We start from the raw sequence: 21,698 nt of genomic DNA, 5'->3' as shown, positions 1-21,698 counted from the left end.
CGGTGAATCAATGGGCAAAACTCCAGACACTGTCTACAGTCTGCAGCCAACGGTGAGTTTGCTGGTGGACCTGCCCATCGACCATTTCCGGCTGTTGGGCGTCAGTCCCACCGCCGAAGCCGAAATGGTCCTCAGGACCCTTCAGCTGCGCCTGGATCGCACTCCAGACCAGGGCTTCACCCACGACGCTCTCACCCAGCGTGCTGAGCTTCTGAGGCTGTCAGCGGATCTCCTCAGCGATCCCGTGCGTCGAAGGGAGTACGAGGCGACGCTGCTGGAATTGGGGCGCGACCACCCCGGGGAAACGGCTGGTTTGGAACTCGCCTCCAACCGTGAGGTTGCCGGGTTGATGTTGCTCTGGGAGGCCCATGCTCCCCATGAAACCTTTCAGATGGCTCGCCAGGCTCTGCAACCGCCGCAGGCTCCGGCCCTGGGCAGCGGCCGCGAGTCGGATTTGTCGCTGCTGGCAGCGCTGGCCTGCCGGGATGCCGCCTTCCAAGACAGTGAGCAACGGCGCTATGAATCGGCAGCGAACCTGCTGCAGGAGGGATTGCAGCTGCTTCAACGCATGGGGAAGTTGCCGGATCAGCGGCAAGCGCTGGAAAGCGAACTCCGCCAGCTGAGGCCCTATCGAATCTTGGATCTGCTCAGCCGCGATCTTGCCGAGCAATCTGCGCGCCGTGAAGGTCTGGTGATGCTGGAAGCCTTCATCCTTGAGCGTGGAGGACTCGAGGGGGCTCCTGCGGATGCTGAAGCTTCCGACGAGGTGGCCGGTGCCATGGATCAGGGTGCCTTTGAACTGTTCTTTCAGCAGATCCGACGCTTCCTGACGGTTCAGGAGCAAGTTGATCTTTTCGGCCATCTGCAGGAAGCCGGCTCGATCGATGCGGCCTTCCTTGGGGTAATGGCGCTGGCGGCGGCTGGTTTTTCCCAACGCAAGCCTGAACGGGTTCAGGATGCCCGCACCAAGCTTGAGGCTTTGGTGCTCGATGGCTTCGATACGAAGCCTCTGCTGGGTTGCCTTGATCTGCTGCTCGGTGATGTGGATCGAGCCGAACGTCGCTTTTCCACCAGTGCTGACCCGGCGCTGAAAGCCTGGATGGACGACCATCCAGGCGATGTGTTGGCAGCTCTCTGTGATTACTGCCGCACCTGGCTCGGGCGTGATGTGCTGCCGGGTTACCGGGATGTGGATGCTGACGCTGTTGATCTTGAAACCTGGTTCGCTGATCGTGATGTGCAGGCTTATGTGGAGAGCCTGGAACGCAAGCAGGCGAGGCAGGCAACGTTCACCCCACCCATGGCTGACGATCTCCCGCCTTTGGGACTCGATCCTGATGGCACCTTGCCAATGTCGATTCCAGCTCCGGCGATGGCTGATGAGAGCAGCGAATCAGAGGCGGACGTCTCCGAACGTTCTGCTGCGCACCCATTCTCCTGGCCCCGCATTCAGCAACTGAGCTGGCCGGCGTTGCCCAGACTCTCTGTTCCTGAAATTCCGCGTCCAAGCCGTCCGGTGCTGATTGGCTCGGGTGTGTTCGCCGCGCTGGTGGTGGTGGTTGCTGTTGGCAGCCTGATTGGCTTGCGTCAAGAAGCCGATCCCAGTGCAGCCGATGGTCAGTCGTCTGCAGTCAAGGAGAAACCCCTGCCTCAGGCCAACGCCACACCTCCCACCGCCACGCTCAAGCCGGAGCAAACAGCTTCCGGCTCCGCCGAGCCAGTGGCTTTGGCCCCTTTGAAGGCCCCGCAGCCCACGGCAGCGCAACTGCAGCGTCTGCTTCAGGGCTGGTTGGATGGCAAAGCTGCTGTTCTGCAGGGTGAAGGCACGGCCCAGTCGCGCTTGCAGGCGATCGCCAGGCCTGGATTGATCAGCCTGGTCCGCCAGCAGCGGGCAGCCGATCAGGCCGGCGGTTTGAAGCAAGCGATCGAAGCTTCGATCACTTCGGTGCAGCTTGTGAGTGAAACGCCCCAGCGCATCGAATTGCTGGCTGAGGTCGACTACCGCGACCAGACCACCAACACAGCGGGGCGCGTCGTGGCGAAGACCGAACCTTCGATGATTCGTGTGACTTACATCCTTGGACGGGATGCCGATGGATGGCGCCTGCAGGCCTATATCCCTGGCTGACCAGGATTCATCCGGAAGGCTCTGACGGCTTGATGCAACGTGGGGAACAGCCAGGGCTCGATGGTGTTGCTGTCCATGCCCATGGCGTTCAATGCCTGCAGTAATTCGGTGCGGCGTCCGGCGAGCACCAGGCGGATTTCCTTGGAGGCCAGGAATTGATTGAGCTGTTGGAGGGCGTTCACGCCACTGATGTCGATGCGATCCATCGGGATGGCATCGACCACGAACCACTGCGGCTTCGGATTCGCTTCTGCAACGGCTCGGCGGGATTGCTCCAGAAAGTGGTCGGCATTGAAGAACACCAGTGGTGCGTTGAAGCGGAACAGCAGCAGTCCAGGACGTCCCTTCCCATCCGGATGGGTCTGCAGGGAATGGAATCCCTGAAGTCCTTTCACCCGCCCGAGCAGCTCCACACGGGGGCGGGCCGTGTGTTTCACAAAACGGATGACCGCGAGCGCCACGGCGATCAGGATTCCGTTAATCGCTCCTAGGGTCACCACCCCCAGGGATGTGATCAAGGACAGGGCGAATTCCTTGCGATCCAGAGTCCAGAGACGCTTCAGGCTGGCCAGATCAAACAGGGAGTAAGCCGCCAGCATCAACACCGCCCCGAGGGCCGCTAGCGGCACGAATTGCATCGGCCCGGTGAACCACAGCAGGATCGCTGCCAAAGCTGCTGCCGCCACCAGACCTGTCACCTGGCTTCGCCCCCCACTGGTCACAGCCATGGCCGTGCGCGAATCGGCTCCGGTGACGGCAAAACCGCCGGATAGGGCCGAAGCCACGTTGGCAATCCCGTAGGCCACCAGTTCACGGTCTATATCGATGCGGTATCCGCCGCGAGAGGCGAAGCTCCGGCAGGTGATCGTGCCGCTGGTGAACAACACCAGGGCCACACCGGCTGACGATCCAGCCAGGGACGGAAGGACTTTCAGCGGGGCCGAAGGCAGCCTCAGGGGCGGCAGGCCTGCTTGCACCGGGGCCAGCACCGCCACGTTCAAGCTGGTGAGATCCAGCAACCAGACGGCACCTGCTCCAAGCACGAGCACCAGCAGGGCGGCGGGGATGCGCGGGAGCAGGCGCTGACTCAGCAGCAGGACGCCAAAGCTGAACAGTCCCACCAGGACGGTGGGTCCATGGGTCTGCGGCAGTTTCTGGAGGATCTCCAGCAGCCTTGGAATGATTCCTCCGCTGTCCACCGAGAAACCCAGCAGCTTGCCGACCTGGCCCAGGAAAATGCTGAGGGCGATTCCGTTGAGAAATCCGATCAGGATCGGGCGGGAGAGGAAGTCGGCCAGCACGCCAAGGCGAAACAGGCTGGCCAGGATGCAGAAGAGGCCGGTGAACAGGGTGAGCACCGGCACCATCGCGGCATACAGCCCCGGATTCCCTCCTGCCAGAGGGGTCACCGCTGCCGCGATCATGGCGCAGGTGGCGGCGTCAGGATTGACCATCAGCTGCCTGGACGTGCCGAACAGGGCATAGGCCAGCAACGGGAGAATGCTGGCGTAGAGACCGGTCACGGGATCGAGCCCGGCCAGTTCGGCGTAGGCGATCGACACCGGAAGAGCCACTGCTGCCACCGAAAGGCCTGCAAACAGATCGCGGAACAGATCCTGAGTGGGGCGATAGCCCCGCAGGGCAACAAGGCCTGGGGTTAAAGAGGCGAGTCGCATGGCATCACGCTCTGCTGCAACCCTAGAAATCACTGCCGAGCCCGGCCACTTTTACGATCAGTGGTCTGCAACCGCCGCGTCACCGATGTTCGATGAGCTGTCAGCCCGCTTTGAAGATGCGGTCAAGGGGCTGAGAGGTCAGGACAAGATCTCCGACAGCAATGTCGAGGGGGCCCTCAAAGATGTGCGTCGCGCCTTGCTGGAGGCGGACGTGAGCCTTCCTGTTGTGAAGGACTTTGTGGCCGATGTGCGCGAAAAGGCCGTTGGCTCCGACGTGGTGCGTGGCGTCAGCCCGGATCAGAAGTTCATCCAGGTTGTGCACGAGCAGCTGGTTGAGGTGATGGGTGGCGGCAACGCCCCGCTGGCCCAGGCCGAGGAGGCTCCCACCGTTGTGTTGATGGCCGGTCTGCAGGGGGCTGGTAAAACCACAGCCACGGCCAAGCTCGGCCTGCATCTCAAGGATCAGGGGCGCCGGGCTCTGATGGTTGGCGCCGATGTGTACCGTCCGGCGGCCATTGAGCAGCTCAAGACCCTCGGTGGGCAGATCGGTGTGGAGGTCTTCAGTCTCGGCGCTGATGCCAAACCCGAAGCCATTGCGGCTGCTGGTTTGGCCAAGGCGAAGGAGGAGGGGTTCGACACCCTGCTGGTGGATACAGCGGGTCGCCTCCAGATCGACACCGAGATGATGGAGGAGATGGTGCGAATCCGCACCGCCGTCCAGCCCGATGAAGTGCTGCTGGTGGTGGATTCGATGATCGGTCAGGAAGCGGCCGAGCTCACCCGTGCCTTCCATGAGCAGGTCGGCATCACCGGAGCGGTGCTCACCAAGCTGGATGGCGACTCCCGTGGCGGTGCAGCGCTGTCGATCCGCAAGGTGAGCGGCCAGCCGATCAAGTTCATCGGAACGGGCGAGAAGGTGGAGGCTCTGCAGCCCTTCCACCCGGAGCGGATGGCCAGCCGCATCCTCGGTATGGGCGATGTGCTGACCCTGGTGGAGAAGGCTCAGAAGGAGGTGGAGCTGGCTGATGTCGAAAAGATGCAGAAAAAGCTGCAGGAAGCCACGTTCGACTTCTCTGATTTCGTGCAGCAAATGCGGCTGATCAAGCGCATGGGATCGCTGGGTGGCTTGATGAAGATGATCCCGGGGATGAACAAGATCGATGACGGCATGCTCAAGCAGGGCGAGCAGCAGTTGAAGAAGATCGAAGCGATGATTGGGTCCATGACGCAGCAGGAGCGGGAGAATCCCGACCTGCTGGCGGGGCAGCCCTCCCGGCGCCGCCGGATTGCCCGGGGAAGTGGTCACCAGCCCGCCGATGTGGACAAGGTGCTGGCGGATTTTCAGAAGATGCGTGGCTTCATGCAGCAGATGACCCAAGGCGGAGGCATGCCCGGCATGGGTGGCTTCCCTGGAATGGGTGGCGGCATGCCTGGAATGGGCGGATTCCCCGGAATGGGTGGCGGCATGCCCGGGATGCAAGGGGGAATGCCGTCGGGCCGGGCTGGGCGCGGGGGCGGGACCCCTCGCCGGCAGCGTCCGGTCAAGAAGAAAAAGGGCTTCGGGCAGCTTTGATCCCCCGGCAAGGTAAGTTGGTTCTTTGGCGCTCGTTTCACCTGCGCCGATTGTTTCCACCTCAGCAAGCGCCACGATGATCAAGCTCCGCCTGAAGCGGTTCGGTAAGAAGCGGGAAGCGAGCTTCCGCCTTGTGGCGTGCAACAGCACTTCTCGCCGCGACGGACGCCCCCTGCAGGAGCTCGGGTACTACAACCCCCGCACCAAAGAGACCCGCCTGGACGCCGAAGCGCTGCGTGAGCGTCTTGGACAGGGTGCCCAGCCCACCGATGCGGTGCGCACCCTTCTCGAGAAGGGTGGCTTGATCGAAAAAACCGTGCGTCCAGCTGAAGTCGTCGGCAAGCTCAAGCAGGCGGCGAAGCGTGAAGCGGATGCCAAGCAGGCGGCCAAGGAGGCTGCTGAAGCCAAAGCTGCTGCGGAAGCTGAGGCCAAGGCTGCTGAAGAGGCCAAGGCTGCTGCTGAGGCCGAATCTGGTGACGAGGCTGCTGAAGAAGCACCTGCCGAAGCCTGATCAGCAGCATGTCCGAGGCTGCCTCAGACGGTTGCTTCGTCTTTGATTTACCCCACACAGAAGCCGCTCTTGCACTTGCGGGAGGCCCCTCTGGTCAGACCCTCCGTCAATTGGAGGCTCTGACAGGAGCATCCCTCGTGATCCGGGGATTGCAGCTGGTGATCCAAGGCCGTCCAAGCCAGTTGGAGCGCACAGCTGCAACGGTGGAGTTGCTGCGCAAATTTTGGCAGGAGGGCGAGCCGATCTCCCAGGTGGATCTGCAATCTGCTTTGCAGGCCCTCGACACCGGGCGCGATCGCGAGCACGACGCCATGGGTCAGCAAGTGCTGGCCAAAAATCAACGGGGTGCTCTCTTGCGTCCGCGCACGTTGCGTCAGAAGACCTACGTGGAAGCGATGGAGCGCAACGATCTCACGTTTGCTCTCGGGCCAGCGGGCACGGGCAAGACGTTTCTGGCCACGGTTCTGGCCGTGCGCATGCTCACGGAGCGCAAAGTGGAGCGATTGGTGCTGACCAGGCCCGCGGTGGAAGCCGGAGAGCGACTGGGGTTTCTGCCCGGCGACCTTCAGCAGAAGGTGGATCCCTATCTGAGGCCTCTGTACGACGCGTTGCACATGCTTTTGGGGCCCGAAAAAACGGCCGCAATGCTGGAAAAAGGGGTGATTGAAGTGGCCCCGCTGGCTTACATGCGCGGCCGCACGCTGGCGGAATCCTTCGTGATTCTCGATGAGGCACAGAACACCACGCCGGCTCAGATGCGCATGGTGTTGACCCGTTTGGGGGAACGATCGCGCATGGTGGTCACCGGTGACATCACCCAGGTGGACCTGCCGCCAGGTCACCTGAGTGGCTTGGTGGAAGCCTCCGAGGTGCTCGATGGGGTGGAAGGTGTGGCCGTCTGCCGCCTTACATCCGCCGATGTGGTGCGCCACCCCCTTGTGCAGCGGGTGGTGGAGGCCTATGCCCGTCGTGACAAAACCCATCCCCACCGGGAGGGTGCTCCCGCGCGACGCTCGATGGGGAGATCCGCACCGAGGTAAAGCCCATAACCCTGCTGCAGCTGGCAGGATGAAACCAGTGATCTGGGGCGTTATGCCAGCCAGCAGCAATTTTCAAAACGCCATTCGCGAGGCACAATCCAGTGCTCTCGTCGGCCCCAATGTCGTGAACAAGGCCCTCCCGTATGTTGGAGGCGGCATGGCCCTGACGGCAGCGGGCGTTGTGGGCGGTATGGCCACGATGGCTTCCATCGGCTTTCAGGCTTTTAACGGGCTGTCGCTTGTCGCGATCATCCCCTGGTTCATTCTGTTTTTCGTGGCCCAGAATGCGGCCAGCAAAGCGAACAACGGCACTGCGTTGCCCCTGATGGCCGCGTTCAGCCTTCTCACGGGCTTCACGCTCACGGGGCTTGTGGTCCAGGCGATTGCCGTTGCAGGGGTGGCCTCAATCGGCATTGCCGCGCTGGCGACAGGGCTCACATTCGTGGTTGCCTCGGTGGTGGGCCGGCGCATGAGCGACAGTGTCGGTCAGGCGCTCACGGCTGTGGTGGGCCTTGGTCTGATGGGGCTGATCATCGCCATGCTCGGCATCTTTGTGGCCGGTTTCTTCATTCCCGGCATCTATGCCGCCACCAACCTGGCCATTGCAGGGCTTGGCACGGTGCTGTTCGTGGGCATGGCGTTTGTTGACTTTTACACCATGCCCCGCACCTACCGGGATGATCAGTATCTGGCCGGTGCTCTGGGGATGTACCTCACCTATATCAATCTGTTCATCTTCATTCTCCGCCTGGTAATCGCGCTCCAGGGCGGTGGCCGCCGCGACTGAGGTCAACGCCTTGCTCGAGGTTTTCAGTTTGTTCGGTCCCCGGCCTTGCGCCGGGGTTTTTTATTGGCTCTGAGTTCTTTAGAGCGGCCCGAAGCAAGGCAATAAAAAACCCGGGATACTCCCGGGCTCTGAGCCGACTGATCCCCATCACCCGGCCGTCGAACCGCCACGATAAGCCGCTGATCAGAGGATGCGATTCACCTTCAGATTGGCCTAATAGTGCTGCATCACGTTGCTTCATGTTTGCAGCCACCAGATGTGGTGCTGGATTTAGGCCGGATCTCTGGCTATGGTCAGGTTTCCCCATCACCCGGCCCAGAGCTTCCTGCTTTGGGCTTTTTTGTTGGCCGACCACACCAGATCTGGCGTGGTCGGTTTGCTGGTTGTCACATCTCAGCAACAGCTTCGACGGCCTCGCCGATGGCATTTTTCTGTTCGGCGTCGTAACCCCAGCGCTCGAGAAAGCTGAGGTCGTCGCCACGGCTGTGGCTGGCTGCATCGAGCAGGGTCTCCAGTCGCTCCTTCACCCGTTGGCTGTCGAGCTGGCGCAGCAATTCGGTGCAGCGTTGATTCACCCGCTCTGATCCCATGGCTTGCGTTTCATCGCCGTTGTTGCGGTGATGCACCACCATCGCCGCGCTCATGGCCAGATTGCGTGCGGTGAGATCCACTACCCCATCGCCCGCCTCACGCAACTTGATCACGAGAGGCTCCGGCAGTCGGTCCATCAAGGTGCTCTCGCCGGCAAGGCTCACCACGAAGAAGCCTCTGGCTCCGTCGCGGCTGGCGAGCAGCTCTGAGGCGCGATCAGCCATCACCTCATCGCTGATCTCCTCCTCATCCCATTGTTTCAACCAGGTGGCGGCGATCTCCATTGCCTCCTGAAAGCTGGGGGTTCTGTTTGTCATGGCCAATTGGTGCCCGCACCATCAGGCTATTTCTCTGAATCGGGCAGGGCCGTGACCCCGCAGACTGAGACCATGCAAGTCACTCCTTTGGCGGAGGGTCACCGCTCCGGCTTTGTGGCCCTGATCGGGCGTCCCAATGTCGGTAAGTCCACGCTGGTCAATCAGCTGGTGGGCGACAAGGTGGCGATCACGTCTCCGGTGGCCCAGACAACCCGCAACCGCCTGCGCGCGATCCTCACCACAGCGGAGGCTCAACTGATCCTGGTGGATACTCCGGGGATCCACAAGCCCCACCATCTGCTCGGAGAACGCCTGGTGCAGAGCGCCAGGTCGGCCATTGGTGAAGTGGACCAGGTGCTTCTGTTGCTTGAGGGATGCGAACCCCCGGGCAGAGGGGATGCCTTCATCGTCAATCTCCTGCGCCAGCAACGGCTGCCGGTGCAGGTTGTGCTCAATAAATGGGATCAGGTCCCCACGGAGCGACGACCGGAGGCGGATGCTGCTTACCGCGATCTGCTGGCGGAGTCGGGGTGGCCCATCCACCATTGCTGTGCGCTCACGGGTGAAGGTTGCCCTGAGCTTGTGCAGGCCGTCAGTGCCCTGATGCCGGAGGGCCCTCAGCTCTATCCGCCGGAGATGGTCAGTGACCAGCCGGAACGGCTGTTGATGGCCGAACTGATTCGTGAGCAGGTGCTGCTTCTTACCCGGGAGGAGGTGCCCCACAGTGTTGCGGTCAGCATCGACAGGGTGGAGGAGATGCCATCCAAAGGGAAGGGATCGGGCCGGACTGCGGTGTTGGCCACCGTGCTTGTGGAACGCAAGAGTCAGAAGGGAATTTTGATCGGAAAGGGTGGCGCCATGCTCAAGACCATCGGCCAGGGAGCGCGCTTGCAGATGCAAACCCTGATTGATGGTCCGGTGTACCTGGAGTTATTCGTGAAGGTGGTCCCCGATTGGCGCAGTAAGCCGCAGCGGCTGGCGGAGCTGGGGTACGCCGAAGAGGGCCGCTGAACCATGTCCTGCGAGGATGGACCCATGGATGAAACCGCTTTTCCCCCAGCCGATCTGGAAGCCTTTCTGCAGTTGTGTGCAGGCCGTTGGATGAGTCTGCGCAGTCGGTTTGATCTGGAGGGTGCCGAGGACCAATGGCATGCCAGCGACCGTGGTGAGGTCACGGTGAAGGCGGCGCGCCAGGATTCAGCCTGGACGCTCACGGTGGAGGCGGCGGATGGCGCGTCCAGTGAGCTTCTGTTTGCAGCGAATGGTGAGTTGATGCTGCGCTCGCAGGCCTCACAACGCCAGGGGGCCTGGCAGTTCCGTCCCGACGCCAGTGTGGAACTGGAGGTGATGGAAGGCGACACCCGAGTGCTTGAGCGCATCTGGTTCATCAAGCCCAACCTGCGGTTGCGCAGCACCACTGCCACGGCGGCGGAGGGAACCCCCGTTCAAGCCCGTTTCTGCTCCGAGATTCGGCGCGTGTCACCGCCCCAGCCCTGATCAACGATGGCTCCGTACCGGCTGGACGTCGTGACCCTGGCTCCGCAGGCCTTCGCGCCTCTGGGCGAGCTGGGGGTGATCGGGCGTGCTTTTAACGCTGGTCGCGCGGAGCTGGTTCTCCACAATCCGCGCGATCGCGCCACCGATCGCTATCGCAAGGTCGACGATGAGCCCTATGGCGGCGGCGCGGGGATGGTGCTCAAGCCTGAGCCGGTGTTTGCGGCCTTCGACGCGATTCCTGTTTGCGGGCGCCGCCGGGTGCTGTTGATGACGCCCCAGGGACGTCCGTTGCAGCAAGCCGATCTGCAGCGTTGGGCCACTGATCATGATCAGCTCGTGCTGCTCTGCGGCCATTACGAGGGATTTGACGAGCGCATTCGCTCCCTCGCAGATGAGGAAGTGTCGCTCGGCGATTTTGTGCTCACCGGCGGTGAGTTGCCAGCCATGACCATCATCAACGGTGTGGTGCGCCTGCTGCCGGGGACGGTCGGCAGCGCTGAATCGCTAGTGGAGGAAAGCCACAGCGATGGCCTGCTGGAGCACCCGCACTACACCCGTCCAGCCGAGTTTCGAGGGATGGGGGTGCCCGAGGTGTTGCGCAGCGGGGATCACGGTGCCATTGCCCGCTGGCGTCAGCAGCAGCGGGAGCAGCGAACGGCGGCGCGCCGACCGGATCTGATGCAACGCTGGCAGCAGCGCGTCGGCACTGACAATGAATCAGAGAACAGGGCCTGAATGACGCTTCGCATCGGCAACGGTTACGACATCCATCGGCTGGTGGCCGGCAGGCCGCTGATTCTCGGCGGCCAGCGCCTTGAGCACCCTGACGGGGTTGGGCTCGATGGCCATAGCGATGCCGATGTTCTGGTTCACGCGATCATGGATGCCCTCCTCGGGGCGTTGTCCCTTGGGGACATCGGTTTGTATTTCCCGCCCACGGATCCCCAGTGGAAGGGGGCTGACAGCCTGGAGCTGCTTCGCCAGGTTGTGGTCCTGATCCAGCAGCGCGGCTGGCAGGTGGTGAATGTGGATTCCGTGGTGATCGCTGAACGCCCCAAGCTCAAACCGCACATCGAGGCCATGCGCACGGCCATCGCCACAGCGATGGGGATTGCTCCTGACCAGGTGGGTGTGAAGGCCACCACCAATGAACGCCTCGGTCCGGAAGGGCGCGAAGAGGGCATCGCCTGTCATGCCGTTGCCCTGCTGAGCCAATGATCACGATTCTTTTGATCCGGCTGCGTCGCGCTCTGTTTAGCCTGGCTGGACCTTGCTTGGTTCTGGTGATCGCGTTGGCCGGGCACGACGATCTCCGCGATACCGCTTTGGCTGAGCCCAGGGGAGGCGATGACGTTGCCGTGGTGGAATATCTGCGCATTCAGGTGTCTGATCAGGCGCGGGATGCCTGGATGGAAGCTGAACGGGGGAGCTGGGAGCCCTGGCTCGCTCAGCAGAAAGGGTTTCTTGGTCGCGATTTGCTTTGGGATCCCAGCACCGAGGAGGGCATGCTGTTGATCCGCTGGAGCAGTCGGGAGGCCTGGAAGGCGATTCCTCAGGAGGAGGTGGAGGCCGTTCAGCAGCGGTTCGAGCTGATCGCCCGTCAGGCTTTGGGGCAGGTCAAGGGGAATCCTTTCCCACTGGTGTATGAAAGCGAACTTCTCCCCCAGTGACGCCGGACGAGGCCCGTCTCGATCTTCAGCGTCGTGAGCGGCTGGGGATGGTGGAGGCCGTGTGGGGCGAGCACAAAAATGCCGAGCAGATTGCAGCCATCCTGCGCAGCATGCGTGCTGCGGGGGAGTTGGCGCTGGTCACCCGGGTGAACCCCGCCAAGGCAGCCGCGGTGATGGAAGCCTTGCCGACCGTGCAATGGCATCGCGATGCAGGCTGCCTCACGGATGGATCGTTCCCGAATGCAACAAAGGGGGTGAGGGTGGGTGTGCTCAGTGGCGGCACAAGCGATCGACGCGTTGCTGCTGAAGCGGAACTCGCCTTGCAGGTGCATGGTGTGGCGACCGAGATGCTGCTGGATGTGGGCGTGGCAGGCCTGCATCGTCTCCTGGCGGTGCTGCCATCGCTGCAGCCTTTGGATGTGTTGATTGCCTGCGCCGGGATGGAAGGAGCCCTGCCGACGGTGTTGGCAGGGTTGGTGCCCCAACCGGTGATCGGAGTGCCGGTGTCCGTGGGGTATGGGGTCAGTGCCGGTGGGCGTGCCGCCCTCGAGGGCATGCTGGCGAGCTGCGCACCTGGCCTCACGGTGGTGAATATCGACAATGGCTACGGCGCAGCGATGGCCGCTTTGCGCATTCTTCAGGGCAGAGGCACTCAATCCTGAGCGGTCAGTGTTGAGCGGTCCGGACTGAAGAATTAATCCGTGAACGGATGCGGCAGGAGGCTGGCAACGGGTTCCTCGGGATCCAGTTCCAGCGTGGCCTCCACCCAGAGACGCAATGAACGGGGTAGAAGATCTTGCTCATAGCGCTGGAGGGCCTCCATCAGCACGCTGGAATTCACCCATGAAGGAGTTCGGGCCGACATTCAGCAAAAGCAGCAATCGCACGGTGCAGCGCGTCACTCAAGCGGGCAAGAGGGACGGTTGGAGATCCGGAATCAGTTCAGGAGGCTTCGTCGTACTTGGTTCCCAGGCGCCAAAGCTCATTGCTGTGGTTGGGCGATTCAACATCCCTGAGCGTGCGCACCAGTTCGAAGAGATCGTTGCGATCAAGCTCCCCGTTCGTCTGCCACTGCATTGATCTTGGATCTGGACGGGATGCAGGGGCCAATGAACTGATGCGCTACTAGTGATTTAAACCTATCGATGCCACACGCTTTTTTCGCGTTTCATGACATCAAATCTGCGGAAGATTTTCTTAAAACTGCTCAGAGGTGTTGGAGGTTGGGGTAGGCCGTCACCAGCTCATCGGCGCTGAGGACGTCGCCAGCACCATCGGGTTGCCAGATCACCTCGAGAGCGATGAGATCGCTGGAGGCTGTCGAACCCAGAATGCGCAGGGATTCGCGCAGGTCTTCACCGTTGTCGGCTTTCTTGAGGGTCACGGGGCGACGGCTGGCCACCAGGAGCGTCACCACGATGAATTCATTGGTTGCGTCGGCATCACCGCGGCTCGCGATGGTCTCAACGTTCGACCTGACTCCGCCCACGTTGGTGGTGAGTTCTTCGCGCAGTTTGCTGCGCTCGGTCATGGAGAGGCGATTGAAGGTGGATTCAGCCGCGTTGAAGGGAACGCTGCCGGATTCGGCATTGGCGTAAACCCACAGATCCGGCTGGCGCAAGAGGGCCAAGGTGGTGTCCTGAAGCACGCGCTGAAGGCCGCTGGAGGAATTGGTGTCGGCCGATGAGGCAAGCGCGCGGAGATCCGTCTGAAGATCCTTGGCGCTGGCCAGAAGGCCGATCTGCAGTTGAATCAGCGATACCGGACCCATGGGGATTTCCCGAGGGCCGTCGTAACCACCAACGCCACCGCCGATCGCCGGACGTCCGCCACCTCCACGGACTGCATTCACCACCACCCCGACAATCGCCATCAAAACGAGAAATCCAAGCAGTCCGCCGCCGCCGAAACCGAAGATTGGAATGATGAAGGGGAAGCCGAACCCGCCGCCGTAGCCCCTGTTGTAGCCGCCGTTGTATCCCCCCCTGACACCACCGCCGTAGCCACCGCTCCGGGGCATGCTTGGGGCCCGGAAGCTGCCGCCTCCGATCCGGCCGCCACGGGCCGCATCACTGGGAAGAGGATTGATCAGGAGAAGACTCACCAGCAGCACTGGCACCATCAGGCCCGAGAGCCAGCGCTGGATGGCACGGTTGGAGAAGCGATTCGGCGAATGGGCCAAAACGACCTAAAAAACTGAGTTGATCCTAGGAACCACCACCCACAATGGTGACGATCTCCAGGCTGTCACCGTCCTGAACGGGTTGGGATCCCCAGCGTTCAGGGGTGAGGATCAGGCCATTGAATTCCACCACCACCAACCTGGGGTGATGGCCGAGGGCGTCGATGACCTGATCGAGATGGGTGAGGGCTCCATTGAGCTCACGTGCCTCTCCATTCACGGTGAGTTGCATGGCGGGTCGACGGTTCAGATGAGCAGATCCAGCAGCTGCCGGCTGGCAAGCGCTGGATCGTCGGACGCCATGATCGCGCTCACCACAGCCACCCGGTTGGCGCCAGCCTCAAGCACCTGGGGCAAGGTTGTGGCGGTGATGCCGCCGATGGCGAACCAGGGAATGCGGGCTGCTGCGCAAGCTTCCTTCACCCAGTTCAGACCGGCGGGTTGCCGATCGGCTTTGGTGGCTGTGGCGAACACCGGCCCTACGCCTGCATAATCCGCCCCTTCCTGTTGCGCCTGGAGCAGCTGCGCCAACGCATGGGTGCTGCGTCCGATCAGCTTCTCGTTGCCGAGAAGACGACGGGCCTCGTCGTGCGGCAGGTCCTCCTGGCCGAGATGGACACCGTCGGCATTCACGAGCAGGGCGAGATCGATGCGGTCATTCACGATGAACAGGGCATTGTGCGCTCGGCAGAGCTGCGCCAGTTGCTGTGCCTCCTGAAGCCGTAGGCCATCGGATCCGTGTTTGCGCCGGTATTGCACCAGGGTGACGCCTGAATCCAGGGCCGCGTTCACGTGACGCACGAGCCGGTGGCTGTCGTCGTCGGCACTGGGATTCGTGATCAGGCAAAGCTTGGCGTCCGCTAGCTGTTGCCTGCGGCGGTTGTGCCCGCAGGCTTCGAGGATGCGCACCTCATGGTCGTAAAGCGCGTAGCGCACCGACGCCGCAGTGCGGGCGAGAACGGCATCACCCGTGCGGGCGAACTCCTCAATCACCCGCAGCGCCTCCTGGACGCGGCTGGCGTTGGCCTTCACGATGGCAACACTGTCGCTGCGGGTGTCCTGGGCCGGATGGCCCAACCCAGCCGCAGCGTCGGTGGCGGTGGAGCGGGCTTGTCGGTAAGCGTCGTCATGCAGCTGACCAAGCTGTTGACGCCAGTCCTTCAGTGGCACCACAAGGTCCTGACGATCGAGTCCAAACCGACACCAGTCTTCGATCACGCGCAGCCCCTCTCGGGCCCGATCGAGGTTGGCATCGATCAGCCTTGCCACACGCGGATCAGTGCTGGGGGCGACAGGCATCGATTCCATGGCACTCTGGGCAGGATCTCATGCCTGATGCGGCGATGGAGAACGGAGGATCTGACAGCACCATGAGTGTGCTGGTGTGGGGAATCATCTTGCTCGGAGGAATCGGTGTTTTCATCGTCTGGGGCTTGGCCAACGCTTACCCCTCCTGAGTGTTGAGCGTCTCTCTGGCTGCGTCGGCATCACGTCCGATCTGGGCACTGAGTTCCTTCAGGCCGGAGAACCGCTCCTGGCCGCGGAGACGCTGAACTGGTTCCACCCTGATCCAGCGGCCCACGAGCTCCATTTCGAGATCGAGGAGATGCACCTCCACAGCGGAGGGGGATCCGGGGTCAACGGTGGGTTGGGGGCCGAGATTCATCACCGCCGGCAGCCTCGTGCCATGGCCATCCACCCAAGCCCAGGCCGCGTATACCCCAAGCCCGGGCAGAAATTTGCGGCCATCCACCTGCAGATTGGCCGTCGGCCATCCCAAACCGCGACCCAGCCCCCGCCCGCGCACCACCTCTCCCTGGAAGCGATAGGCACGGCCCAGCAGCGTGGCCGCTCTGTGCAAATCTCCGGCGCTGAGCGCCGCGCGGATGCGGCTGCTGCTCATTCGCCCTTCCTCATCCTCCAGGATCGGGACGACGCTGACTTTCACGCCAGCTGCTGAGGCCAGGCGGGCCAGGGTGTTGGTGTCGCCCTCTCGGCCGCGGCCGAAACGGAAGTTGGCCCCAACGGCAATGTGACGCGCCTGCAGAGTGGCCAGCAGCACTTGATCCACGAAGTCGGCGGCGCTCAGTTGTGCCAGCTGCTTGGTGAAGGGCACCAGAACCAGCTGTTCAATCCCCAGGGGTTCGAGCAGGTGCAGCTTTTCATCCGGGAGATCCAGGCGCAGGCGTGGCTCTCCGTGCAGAACCTCGCGAGGGTGAGGCCAGAAACTCACCACGGTGGGATGCCCGCCTGCAGGGTCTGTGGTGATGGCGTCGATCACACGCCGGTGCCCGGCATGGAGACCATCAAAACTGCCGAGGGCGAGCGCAGTGGGCGTGCGGGCCTGCTGAGGTGAGCAGAGAGGGATCAACGGGCCGTGCACAGTGCGGTGGTTGGTGGCAAGTTTGGACGACAGACGACCAAGCCCGCATGGCCGACCGGCTCGATTTCCAGCTACTGGCCCTTGGCCTGAAGCGGACGGCCTGGATTCGCTTCTGGATCCAAACCGTCCTCGGTGTGGTGGTGGTCGGGGTGCTGCTCTTCAACAACATCGGCGGCAGCCTCTCCAGGAATGCAGATCGTGCGGTGGGACTGAGTCCAGGCCTGTCCCTGACCACCCTGTCGTTCTTTGTGTTGCTGTTCAGCCTTTGGCAAGGCTGGCTGATCGTGCGCCTGGGGCGTGCACTCGCGAGTGGTGTGCGCCCGAGTCGCGCAGAAGCCAGCCGTTTGATCAAGCGTGGAATCTTTGCGGATCTCCTCGGGCTTGTGCTGGCGGCGGTTGGCTATCAGTCGCTGGCTGGAGCCTTGTTTGTGCAGGCTTCCTCGCAGACTCCAGGAATTGCGATCGGCAGCCAGGGTGCTGCTGAGAACCTGGCGATCACCTCGCTGGAGATGCTCTCTGTCTTAAGCAATACGCAGGTGTTGTTCGCCCACCTGATCGGATTGCTGTTTTCGCTCTGGCTGCTGCAGCGGATCTACCGAACCCGCTGACCGTGGAGCTCTAAGCGGGGAAGGCCTCCGAGGGGGCCACGCCAGAACAGCTCCGGTTGGATTGGTGTGAGCGACGGACTGTTGGCTTCAATCTGAGCCACATCCGTGGGCCAGTCCCGCGGGCCATCCCCGCCGGATTCCAGGTCTTCCACCACTTCACCTGCAAGCCAGTAGTAGGTGCGGCCGCGCGGATCCTTGCGAGGGCTGAATTGCTCGTCGTAGCGGCGGATGGACAGGCGCGTCCAGCGCAGAGGACCCATCACCTCAGGGCGGCAGGGGGGGATGTTCAGGTTGAGCAGCAGATTTTCAGGCCATTGATCACGAAGTGCGGCTGTGGCCACCTCCACCGCCAGGGCGGCAGCACCCTGGAAGTCGCGCCACTGGAAACAGGCACTGCTGATGGCCATCGACGGCAGCCCCTCGAGGGTTCCTTCCATCGCCGCGGCCACGGTGCCGGAGCAGAACACATCGGTCCCCAGATTCGGGCCGTGATTGATGCCGCTCAGCACCAGGTCCGGCGCCGTGTCCATCAGTTCGAATAGAGCCAGTTTCATGCAGTCGGCGGGTGTGCCGCTGCAGGCCCAGGCGCTGATGCCCGCATCGAACAGGCTGTCGGCTTTTTCGGCTCGAATCGGGGTTTGGAGGGTGAGTCCATGGCCGGTTGCGGATCGCTCTCGATCGGGGCAAACCACGGTCACCTGGTGCCCTGCTGCTGCCGCGGCAGCCGCCAGAGCACGGATGCCGTCGGCGAATACCCCGTCGTCATTGCTGATCAGGATCCGCAAGGGGGCCATGGAATCAAAAGCCGATGGGGCGAACCTAGTCGTGATCACTGCTTACAGTCAGCTGCCGTCTTGTCAAAGCCGTGAGCGCCACCGTCACCCTGCAGCAGCTCACCGATCAGCTGGAGGCCCTTGAGGCCGAAGCGGCTGAGGCCATCGCCGCCGCTGCTGATGCCGATGCCCTCGAGCAGTTGCGGGTGGGATTGCTGGGCAAGAAAGGTCGTCTCTCCGGCGTGCTCGGAGCTATGGGCAAATTGCCCGGCAACGAGCGGCCGCTGGTGGGTCAGCGCGCCAATGTGTTGAAAACCCAGGTGCAGACGCTCCTGGGAGAGCGCCTCCTGGCCGTGAAACAGGCCGCGATGGAGGCTCGCATTGCAGAGGAGACTCTGGATGTCACGGCTCCTCCGGTGGGCGTTCCCATGGGGCATCGCCACCCCTTGATCAGCACCACTGAGGAGATCGTAGATCTGTTCTGTGGTCTTGGTTATCAGGTGGAGGAGGGCCCCGAGGTGGAGACCGACCATCACAATTTCACCGCCCTCAACATTCCCCCGGAGCACCCGGCGCGGGACATGCAGGACACCTTTTATCTGAAGGACAACCTGCTGTTGCGCACGCACACCTCACCGGTGCAGATCCGGCATCTGGAAACCAATCCACCGCCGGTGCGCATCGTGGCCCCCGGGCGCGTCTACCGCCGGGATGCTGTGGATGCCACCCATTCCCCGGTGTTCCATCAGGTGGAGGTGCTGGCCATCGACGAAGGCTTGGATTTCAGTCACCTGCGCGGCACGGTGATGGCATTCCTCAAGGCCTTTTTCGGCGATCTGCCGGTGCGTTTCCGTGCCAGTTACTTCCCGTTCACCGAACCTTCCGCTGAGGTGGATGTGCAGTGGCGGGGTCGCTGGCTTGAAGTGATGGGTTGCGGCATGGTGGACCCAGCGGTGCTCGAAGGCCTGGGGCTTGATCCGGAGCGCTGGAGTGGTTTTGCCGCTGGTCTCGGGGTGGAACGTTTCTGCATGGTCCGCCATGGCATTGACGACATCCGCCGGCTCTACACCAGCGATCTGCGCTTCCTCGAGCAGTTCTGAGGGCAGGACTGCTCAACAAAGGTTTGGACCTGGGACCATTCAGCTGAGCTTTCTCATAAACTGATTGCGCTGTTGCTTGATGCGATCGGTGCCCCGGGTCGGACTGATCGTCAATGACGGCAAGCATTTGGCGGTCGAGACCGCTGCCACCATTCAGGCGCGCCTGGAACGCGGCGGCCATGAGGTGGTGAGGGTGAGCAGCTCCGGCGGGATGGTGGGCTTCGCCAATCCCGATCAGCACCTGCGCATGCTCGGATACAACGCCTGTGTTCCCGAAGGCTTTGATCCATCGATGGCCCTGGCGATCGTGCTGGGGGGCGATGGCACAGTGCTCTCGGCTGCGCGTCAGACAGCGCCGGTGGGCGTGCCGATTCTCACGATCAACACGGGGCATCTCGGTTTCTTGGCTGAGGCTTACCTCGATGATCTTGATCGGGCCCTGGATCAGGTGCTGACAGAGCAGTGGACGATTGAGGAGCGCGCCAATCTCGTGGTAAGTGTGATGCGCGGCGATCAGCGCCGCTGGGAAGCTCTGTCGCTCAATGAAATGGCTCTGCATCGTGAACCACTCACGAGCATGTGTCACTTCGAGATCGCCATCGGCCGTCATGCACCGGTGGACATCTCGGCGGATGGTGTGATCCTTTCCACGCCCACAGGATCAACGGCCTACGCACTCAGTGCCGGAGGACCGGTGATCACGCCGGACTGTCCGGTGCTGCAGCTGACGCCGATCGCGCCTCACTCGCTGGCTTCACGGGCCCTGGTGTTCAGTGACCAGGAGCCCGTGACCGTGTTTCCCGCCACGCCGGAACGTCTGATGATGGTGGTGGATGGCAGCGCCGGCTGTTACGTGTGGCCTGAAGATCGGGTGTTGATCCGGCGCAGCGACCATCCCGTTCGGTTTGTGCGTCTGACAGACCATGAATTCTTCCAGGTGCTGCGCAACAAACTTGGTTGGGGTCTTCCCCATGTGGCCAAGCCCGATCGTCTATGACTGTGCAAAAAGTTCTGCCCTCCAGCGGCGCACAAGGCCCTTTGGTGTTGCTCCTTGGCCAGGAGGCGCTGTCTCTGGCGGATCGGCTTATGGCCTCCGGCTACCAGACACACGACGGGGCTGTTGGTTTGGACAGTGCAATGCCGGCGGCGGCCCTGGTGGGAACGGATGCGATCGAGCAAGTGGAGGCGCTCAGGGATCGCTTTGGATCGATGCCGATCCTGATCGGCGTCAGCGAAGACACGATTGAGGCCCGTGAGGCTTGTTTCAGCTCCGGTGCAGACGATTTCTGGTTCACCACGAGTGGGCCAAGCGATCTGTTGCAGAGGCTGCGCTTGCACCTGGCGATTCAGGAGCGCAGCCAGATGCGCCGTCCTTTGTTGAAGGTGGGCGATCTCAGTGTGGACATCAGCTGCCGGCAGGTTCGGCGTGGTCAAAGGCCCGTTGGCCTCACGGCCCGTGAATATGCCCTGCTGATGTTGCTGATGGAGGAGCGCGGCACTGTGGTGGGCCGCGACCGGATCCTGCGTGAGGTCTGGAAGGACGAGCAGGGATCCTCCAGCAATGTGATCGAGGTGTATGTGCGCTACCTGCGTCAGAAGCTGGAGGAGGGGGGGGAGTCGCGGCTGATCCATACGATTCGCGGCCGTGGCTACTGCCTCAACGATGGGGCGCCAAGACTCGACCCCAGCTGATGGAGCTGCCACCACCACCGCAAATCCTGCCGATCGAGGCCCGTTGGTGCCTGCAGTTGCGCGAATCCAGCTGCATCAATCTTGAGGTGGCCGATACGCCCAGGGAACAGCAGCTCGGACTGATGCAACGTCCGGCGCTGCCGCCGCTGCGAGGCATGTGGTTTCCGGCCAGCCCGCCCCGCCCCATGCGCTTCTGGATGTTGAACACCCTCGCCCCTCTCGATCTGGTGTTCGTGCGGGACGGACAGGTGCTCGACATCGTCGCTGATGTGCCCGTCTGTCCATCGCTTCCCTGTCCGTCCTACGGGGCAGATGCCGATGGCAATGGGCGGGCGGATTTCGCCGATGGAGTGATCGAGATCGGCGCTGGCGAAGCGGCGCGCCTGGGGATCACGATCGGCGACCCCGTTGTGATTGAAGACCCGTAAGTGGTTGCCCTTGTTGAACATTCTCGCGTCAAATGCGTTACGCAATGGACACGGATCCGTCTCGTTGAGAGCTTTTGGTGTTGTCTGGTTGCTCAGATGTCTTGGTCGCAGCTGAGCATCAGCTGAAAAGTCCGTTGGCTGGTGTGTTGGCCTCCGTTCAGCGCGTCACTGTGCAAGAACACTCTCGAAGCGTTGCAGTGCAGCGTTCAACGTGATGGCCAATCTTTCAGCTCTGATGGGGTCGGTGCTTGCCGGTACCGATGCCCATGTGTACGTCAAGGACTCCAGCTTTCATTTCGTGTACGGCAACGCGGCTGTGGCTCGTACATTGCACACGACTCCTGAGCAGATGATCGGCAAGGCCGATGTCGATTTTGTTGATAAGGAATCGGCTTCTCCGTTTCGCGAAGCCGATCAACGGGTGCTCGCCACTGGTGAGCCAGAGGTTTTGCTCACTGAGATCGTGGTGAACGGAGAACGGTTGGCCTTCGAAGACCGCAAATTTCCCGTGCAGCTCCCCGATGGCAGCCAGGGCGTTGGCGGCATCGCCTTCCTGCGTCGAGATCAATGAAAGCGCTGCTGTCTCCAGGATTCTTCTGCTCTTAACCGAAGAACCCTTTGGATTGCAGGAACAGGCCGATGGCCAGCAACGGCCCGAAGCCGGCGATCAGCACGGTGATCTTCATTCGTATCGGCGAAACCTGTTTGTTTTTCTGAATCGACATGACGGCTGACGCTGTTC

The 21,698-nt window shown here is 62.3% G+C and carries 28 protein-coding genes; 18 read left to right on the top strand and 10 right to left on the bottom strand.

All coding sequences use genetic code 11. From position 1 onward, the window contains the following. The first annotated feature begins 10 nt into the window (after positions 1–10). Positions 11–2,128, top strand: a complete 2,118-nt coding sequence (locus SynMEDNS5_RS08765) for an ARC6/PARC6 family protein (RefSeq protein WP_186583023.1) — start codon at positions 11–13, stop codon at positions 2,126–2,128. Here the strand turns inward: SynMEDNS5_RS08765 and SynMEDNS5_RS08760 are convergent. Beyond that, on the bottom strand, positions 2,113–3,804 hold the full coding sequence (locus SynMEDNS5_RS08760; protein ID WP_186583022.1) for a SulP family inorganic anion transporter: 1,692 nt from the start codon (positions 3,802–3,804) through the stop codon (positions 2,113–2,115). The genes SynMEDNS5_RS08765 and SynMEDNS5_RS08760 overlap by 16 nt on opposite strands. Positions 3,805–3,889: 85 nt before the next feature. Here SynMEDNS5_RS08760 and ffh point away from each other — a divergent pair, with 85 nt between their 5' ends. The 4 genes from ffh to SynMEDNS5_RS08740 all read left to right on the top strand — a co-directional run bounded on the left by ffh (position 3,890) and on the right by SynMEDNS5_RS08740 (position 7,715). Continuing rightward, the gene (gene ffh, locus SynMEDNS5_RS08755) at positions 3,890–5,377 is read left to right on the top strand and encodes a signal recognition particle protein (RefSeq protein ID WP_186583021.1); all 1,488 of its coding nucleotides are present in this window, start codon (positions 3,890–3,892) and stop codon (positions 5,375–5,377) included. A gap of 76 nt (positions 5,378–5,453) precedes the next feature. Then, a complete protein-coding gene (rpsP, locus tag SynMEDNS5_RS08750) occupies positions 5,454–5,888 on the top strand; it encodes a 30S ribosomal protein S16 (RefSeq protein ID WP_186583020.1) in 435 nt (144 codons plus the stop codon). Positions 5,889–5,896: 8 nt separating this feature from the next. Further along, positions 5,897–6,928 (top strand): PhoH family protein, encoded by a 1,032-nt coding sequence (locus tag SynMEDNS5_RS08745; RefSeq protein WP_186583019.1) that lies wholly within the window; start codon positions 5,897–5,899, stop codon positions 6,926–6,928. A gap of 52 nt (positions 6,929–6,980) precedes the next feature. After that, positions 6,981–7,715 (top strand): Bax inhibitor-1 family protein, encoded by a 735-nt coding sequence (locus SynMEDNS5_RS08740; RefSeq protein WP_186585933.1) that lies wholly within the window; start codon positions 6,981–6,983, stop codon positions 7,713–7,715. A 386-nt stretch (positions 7,716–8,101) separates the two neighbouring features. Here SynMEDNS5_RS08740 and SynMEDNS5_RS08735 read toward each other — a convergent pair whose 3' ends face one another. After that, on the bottom strand, positions 8,102–8,623 hold the full coding sequence (locus tag SynMEDNS5_RS08735) for a hypothetical protein (protein WP_186583018.1): 522 nt from the start codon (positions 8,621–8,623) through the stop codon (positions 8,102–8,104). Between the two features lie 72 nt (positions 8,624–8,695). Between SynMEDNS5_RS08735 and era the strand changes: the two genes are divergently transcribed. From era to larB, 6 genes are read left to right on the top strand one after another with little or no spacing between them, the layout of a single operon-like run. Then, positions 8,696–9,634, top strand: coding sequence for a GTPase Era (gene era / locus SynMEDNS5_RS08730; protein ID WP_186583017.1), 939 nt, complete (start codon positions 8,696–8,698; stop codon positions 9,632–9,634). A 24-nt stretch (positions 9,635–9,658) separates the two neighbouring features. Further along, on the top strand, positions 9,659–10,120 hold the full coding sequence (locus SynMEDNS5_RS08725; protein WP_186583016.1) for a phycobiliprotein lyase: 462 nt from the start codon (positions 9,659–9,661) through the stop codon (positions 10,118–10,120). Between the two features lie 6 nt (positions 10,121–10,126). Beyond that, positions 10,127–10,855, top strand: a complete 729-nt coding sequence (gene trmD, locus SynMEDNS5_RS13170; RefSeq protein ID WP_255440102.1) for a tRNA (guanosine(37)-N1)-methyltransferase TrmD — start codon at positions 10,127–10,129, stop codon at positions 10,853–10,855. Continuing rightward, complete coding sequence (gene ispF / locus SynMEDNS5_RS13165) at positions 10,856–11,338, top strand: 2-C-methyl-D-erythritol 2,4-cyclodiphosphate synthase (protein WP_255440101.1); 483 nt, start codon at positions 10,856–10,858, stop codon at positions 11,336–11,338. After that, positions 11,335–11,790 carry a TIGR03792 family protein gene (locus tag SynMEDNS5_RS08715; protein ID WP_186583015.1) on the top strand — a complete coding sequence of 152 codons (456 nt, stop codon included), beginning with the start codon at positions 11,335–11,337 and terminating at the stop codon, positions 11,788–11,790. The genes ispF and SynMEDNS5_RS08715 overlap by 4 nt, the downstream gene beginning before the upstream one ends. Beyond that, a complete protein-coding gene (gene larB / locus SynMEDNS5_RS08710) occupies positions 11,787–12,452 on the top strand; it encodes a nickel pincer cofactor biosynthesis protein LarB (protein ID WP_186583014.1) in 666 nt (221 codons plus the stop codon). Before SynMEDNS5_RS08715 ends, larB begins: the two co-directional genes overlap by 4 nt. A 32-nt stretch (positions 12,453–12,484) precedes the next feature. On the opposite strand, the gene SynMEDNS5_RS08705 is transcribed toward larB, so the two are convergent. The 5 genes from SynMEDNS5_RS08705 to SynMEDNS5_RS08690 all read right to left on the bottom strand — a co-directional run bounded on the left by SynMEDNS5_RS08705 (position 12,485) and on the right by SynMEDNS5_RS08690 (position 15,280). Continuing rightward, a complete protein-coding gene (locus SynMEDNS5_RS08705) occupies positions 12,485–12,631 on the bottom strand; it encodes a hypothetical protein (protein ID WP_186586029.1) in 147 nt (48 codons plus the stop codon). A 101-nt stretch (positions 12,632–12,732) separates the two neighbouring features. After that, positions 12,733–12,867 (bottom strand): hypothetical protein, encoded by a 135-nt coding sequence (locus tag SynMEDNS5_RS13160; protein WP_255440099.1) that lies wholly within the window; start codon positions 12,865–12,867, stop codon positions 12,733–12,735. Between the two features lie 130 nt (positions 12,868–12,997). Then, positions 12,998–13,972 carry a DUF1517 domain-containing protein gene (locus tag SynMEDNS5_RS08700; RefSeq protein ID WP_186583013.1) on the bottom strand — a complete coding sequence of 325 codons (975 nt, stop codon included), beginning with the start codon at positions 13,970–13,972 and terminating at the stop codon, positions 12,998–13,000. Between the two features lie 25 nt (positions 13,973–13,997). Then, positions 13,998–14,204 (bottom strand): sulfur carrier protein ThiS, encoded by a 207-nt coding sequence (gene thiS / locus SynMEDNS5_RS08695; RefSeq protein ID WP_186583012.1) that lies wholly within the window; start codon positions 14,202–14,204, stop codon positions 13,998–14,000. Positions 14,205–14,218: 14 nt separating this feature from the next. Then, the gene (locus SynMEDNS5_RS08690; protein WP_186583011.1) at positions 14,219–15,280 is read right to left on the bottom strand and encodes a thiamine phosphate synthase; all 1,062 of its coding nucleotides are present in this window, start codon (positions 15,278–15,280) and stop codon (positions 14,219–14,221) included. Positions 15,281–15,300: 20 nt separating this feature from the next. Here SynMEDNS5_RS08690 and SynMEDNS5_RS13155 point away from each other — a divergent pair, with 20 nt between their 5' ends. After that, complete coding sequence (locus SynMEDNS5_RS13155) at positions 15,301–15,429, top strand: hypothetical protein (RefSeq protein WP_255440400.1); 129 nt, start codon at positions 15,301–15,303, stop codon at positions 15,427–15,429. Here SynMEDNS5_RS13155 and SynMEDNS5_RS08685 read toward each other — a convergent pair. After that, the gene (locus SynMEDNS5_RS08685; RefSeq protein WP_186583010.1) at positions 15,417–16,343 is read right to left on the bottom strand and encodes a bifunctional riboflavin kinase/FAD synthetase; all 927 of its coding nucleotides are present in this window, start codon (positions 16,341–16,343) and stop codon (positions 15,417–15,419) included. The genes SynMEDNS5_RS13155 and SynMEDNS5_RS08685 overlap by 13 nt on opposite strands. 59 nt (positions 16,344–16,402) lie before the next feature. On the opposite strand from SynMEDNS5_RS08685, the gene SynMEDNS5_RS08680 reads away from it, so the two are divergent. Continuing rightward, positions 16,403–16,963: a DUF3611 family protein gene (locus tag SynMEDNS5_RS08680; RefSeq protein ID WP_186583009.1), complete on the top strand. Its 561-nt coding sequence runs from the start codon at positions 16,403–16,405 to the stop codon at positions 16,961–16,963. Here SynMEDNS5_RS08680 and surE read toward each other — a convergent pair. Then, positions 16,948–17,757 (bottom strand): 5'/3'-nucleotidase SurE, encoded by an 810-nt coding sequence (gene surE, locus SynMEDNS5_RS08675; protein WP_186583008.1) that lies wholly within the window; start codon positions 17,755–17,757, stop codon positions 16,948–16,950. The genes SynMEDNS5_RS08680 and surE overlap by 16 nt on opposite strands. A 71-nt stretch (positions 17,758–17,828) precedes the next feature. On the opposite strand from surE, the gene pheS reads away from it, so the two are divergent. The 5 genes from pheS to SynMEDNS5_RS08650 all read left to right on the top strand — a co-directional run bounded on the left by pheS (position 17,829) and on the right by SynMEDNS5_RS08650 (position 21,527). Continuing rightward, complete coding sequence (pheS, locus tag SynMEDNS5_RS08670; RefSeq protein ID WP_186583007.1) at positions 17,829–18,836, top strand: phenylalanine--tRNA ligase subunit alpha; 1,008 nt, start codon at positions 17,829–17,831, stop codon at positions 18,834–18,836. Between the two features lie 88 nt (positions 18,837–18,924). After that, entirely contained in the window at positions 18,925–19,833 is a 909-nt protein-coding gene (locus SynMEDNS5_RS08665; protein WP_186585932.1) for an NAD(+) kinase, read from the top strand. After that, on the top strand, positions 19,830–20,528 hold the full coding sequence (locus tag SynMEDNS5_RS08660; protein ID WP_186583006.1) for a response regulator transcription factor: 699 nt from the start codon (positions 19,830–19,832) through the stop codon (positions 20,526–20,528). The genes SynMEDNS5_RS08665 and SynMEDNS5_RS08660 overlap by 4 nt, the downstream gene beginning before the upstream one ends. Then, the gene (locus SynMEDNS5_RS08655) at positions 20,528–20,956 is read left to right on the top strand and encodes a DUF192 domain-containing protein (protein ID WP_186583005.1); all 429 of its coding nucleotides are present in this window, start codon (positions 20,528–20,530) and stop codon (positions 20,954–20,956) included. Before SynMEDNS5_RS08660 ends, SynMEDNS5_RS08655 begins: the two co-directional genes overlap by 1 nt. Before the next feature lie 214 nt (positions 20,957–21,170). Next, the gene (locus tag SynMEDNS5_RS08650) at positions 21,171–21,527 is read left to right on the top strand and encodes a PAS domain-containing protein (protein ID WP_186583004.1); all 357 of its coding nucleotides are present in this window, start codon (positions 21,171–21,173) and stop codon (positions 21,525–21,527) included. 31 nt (positions 21,528–21,558) lie between these two features. On the opposite strand, the gene SynMEDNS5_RS13150 is transcribed toward SynMEDNS5_RS08650, so the two are convergent. Next, entirely contained in the window at positions 21,559–21,681 is a 123-nt protein-coding gene (locus tag SynMEDNS5_RS13150) for a hypothetical protein (RefSeq protein ID WP_255440098.1), read from the bottom strand. Positions 21,682–21,698 lie beyond the last annotated feature (17 nt).

It is taken from the genome of Synechococcus sp. MEDNS5 (assembly GCF_014279875.1).
GTDB lineage: Bacteria > Cyanobacteriota > Cyanobacteriia > PCC-6307 > Cyanobiaceae > Synechococcus_C.
This window is presented reverse-complemented; position numbering and strand designations above follow the sequence as displayed.

Bases quoted from the DNA above. Each gene is read 5' to 3' on its own strand.
- SynMEDNS5_RS08765 (WP_186583023.1), top strand. From the start codon at position 11: ATGGGCAAAACTCCAGACACTGTCTACAGTCTGCAGCCAACGGTGAGT.
- SynMEDNS5_RS08760 (WP_186583022.1), bottom strand. From the start codon at position 3,804: ATGCGACTCGCCTCTTTAACCCCAGGCCTTGTTGCCCTGCGGGGCTAT.
- ffh (WP_186583021.1), top strand. From the start codon at position 3,890: ATGTTCGATGAGCTGTCAGCCCGCTTTGAAGATGCGGTCAAGGGGCTG.
- rpsP (WP_186583020.1), top strand. From the start codon at position 5,454: ATGATCAAGCTCCGCCTGAAGCGGTTCGGTAAGAAGCGGGAAGCGAGC.
- SynMEDNS5_RS08745 (WP_186583019.1), top strand. From the start codon at position 5,897: ATGTCCGAGGCTGCCTCAGACGGTTGCTTCGTCTTTGATTTACCCCAC.
- SynMEDNS5_RS08740 (WP_186585933.1), top strand. From the start codon at position 6,981: ATGCCAGCCAGCAGCAATTTTCAAAACGCCATTCGCGAGGCACAATCC.
- SynMEDNS5_RS08735 (WP_186583018.1), bottom strand. From the start codon at position 8,623: ATGACAAACAGAACCCCCAGCTTTCAGGAGGCAATGGAGATCGCCGCC.
- era (WP_186583017.1), top strand. From the start codon at position 8,696: ATGCAAGTCACTCCTTTGGCGGAGGGTCACCGCTCCGGCTTTGTGGCC.
- SynMEDNS5_RS08725 (WP_186583016.1), top strand. From the start codon at position 9,659: ATGGATGAAACCGCTTTTCCCCCAGCCGATCTGGAAGCCTTTCTGCAG.
- trmD (WP_255440102.1), top strand. From the start codon at position 10,127: ATGGCTCCGTACCGGCTGGACGTCGTGACCCTGGCTCCGCAGGCCTTC.
- ispF (WP_255440101.1), top strand. From the start codon at position 10,856: ATGACGCTTCGCATCGGCAACGGTTACGACATCCATCGGCTGGTGGCC.
- SynMEDNS5_RS08715 (WP_186583015.1), top strand. From the start codon at position 11,335: ATGATCACGATTCTTTTGATCCGGCTGCGTCGCGCTCTGTTTAGCCTG.
- SynMEDNS5_RS13160 (WP_255440099.1), bottom strand. From the start codon at position 12,867: ATGCAGTGGCAGACGAACGGGGAGCTTGATCGCAACGATCTCTTCGAA.
- thiS (WP_186583012.1), bottom strand. From the start codon at position 14,204: ATGCAACTCACCGTGAATGGAGAGGCACGTGAGCTCAATGGAGCCCTC.
- SynMEDNS5_RS08690 (WP_186583011.1), bottom strand. From the start codon at position 15,280: ATGGAATCGATGCCTGTCGCCCCCAGCACTGATCCGCGTGTGGCAAGG.
- SynMEDNS5_RS13155 (WP_255440400.1), top strand. From the start codon at position 15,301: ATGCCTGATGCGGCGATGGAGAACGGAGGATCTGACAGCACCATGAGT.
- SynMEDNS5_RS08680 (WP_186583009.1), top strand. From the start codon at position 16,403: ATGGCCGACCGGCTCGATTTCCAGCTACTGGCCCTTGGCCTGAAGCGG.
- surE (WP_186583008.1), bottom strand. From the start codon at position 17,757: ATGGCCCCCTTGCGGATCCTGATCAGCAATGACGACGGGGTATTCGCC.
- SynMEDNS5_RS08660 (WP_186583006.1), top strand. From the start codon at position 19,830: ATGACTGTGCAAAAAGTTCTGCCCTCCAGCGGCGCACAAGGCCCTTTG.
- SynMEDNS5_RS08655 (WP_186583005.1), top strand. From the start codon at position 20,528: ATGGAGCTGCCACCACCACCGCAAATCCTGCCGATCGAGGCCCGTTGG.
- SynMEDNS5_RS08650 (WP_186583004.1), top strand. From the start codon at position 21,171: ATGGCCAATCTTTCAGCTCTGATGGGGTCGGTGCTTGCCGGTACCGAT.
- SynMEDNS5_RS13150 (WP_255440098.1), bottom strand. From the start codon at position 21,681: ATGTCGATTCAGAAAAACAAACAGGTTTCGCCGATACGAATGAAGATC.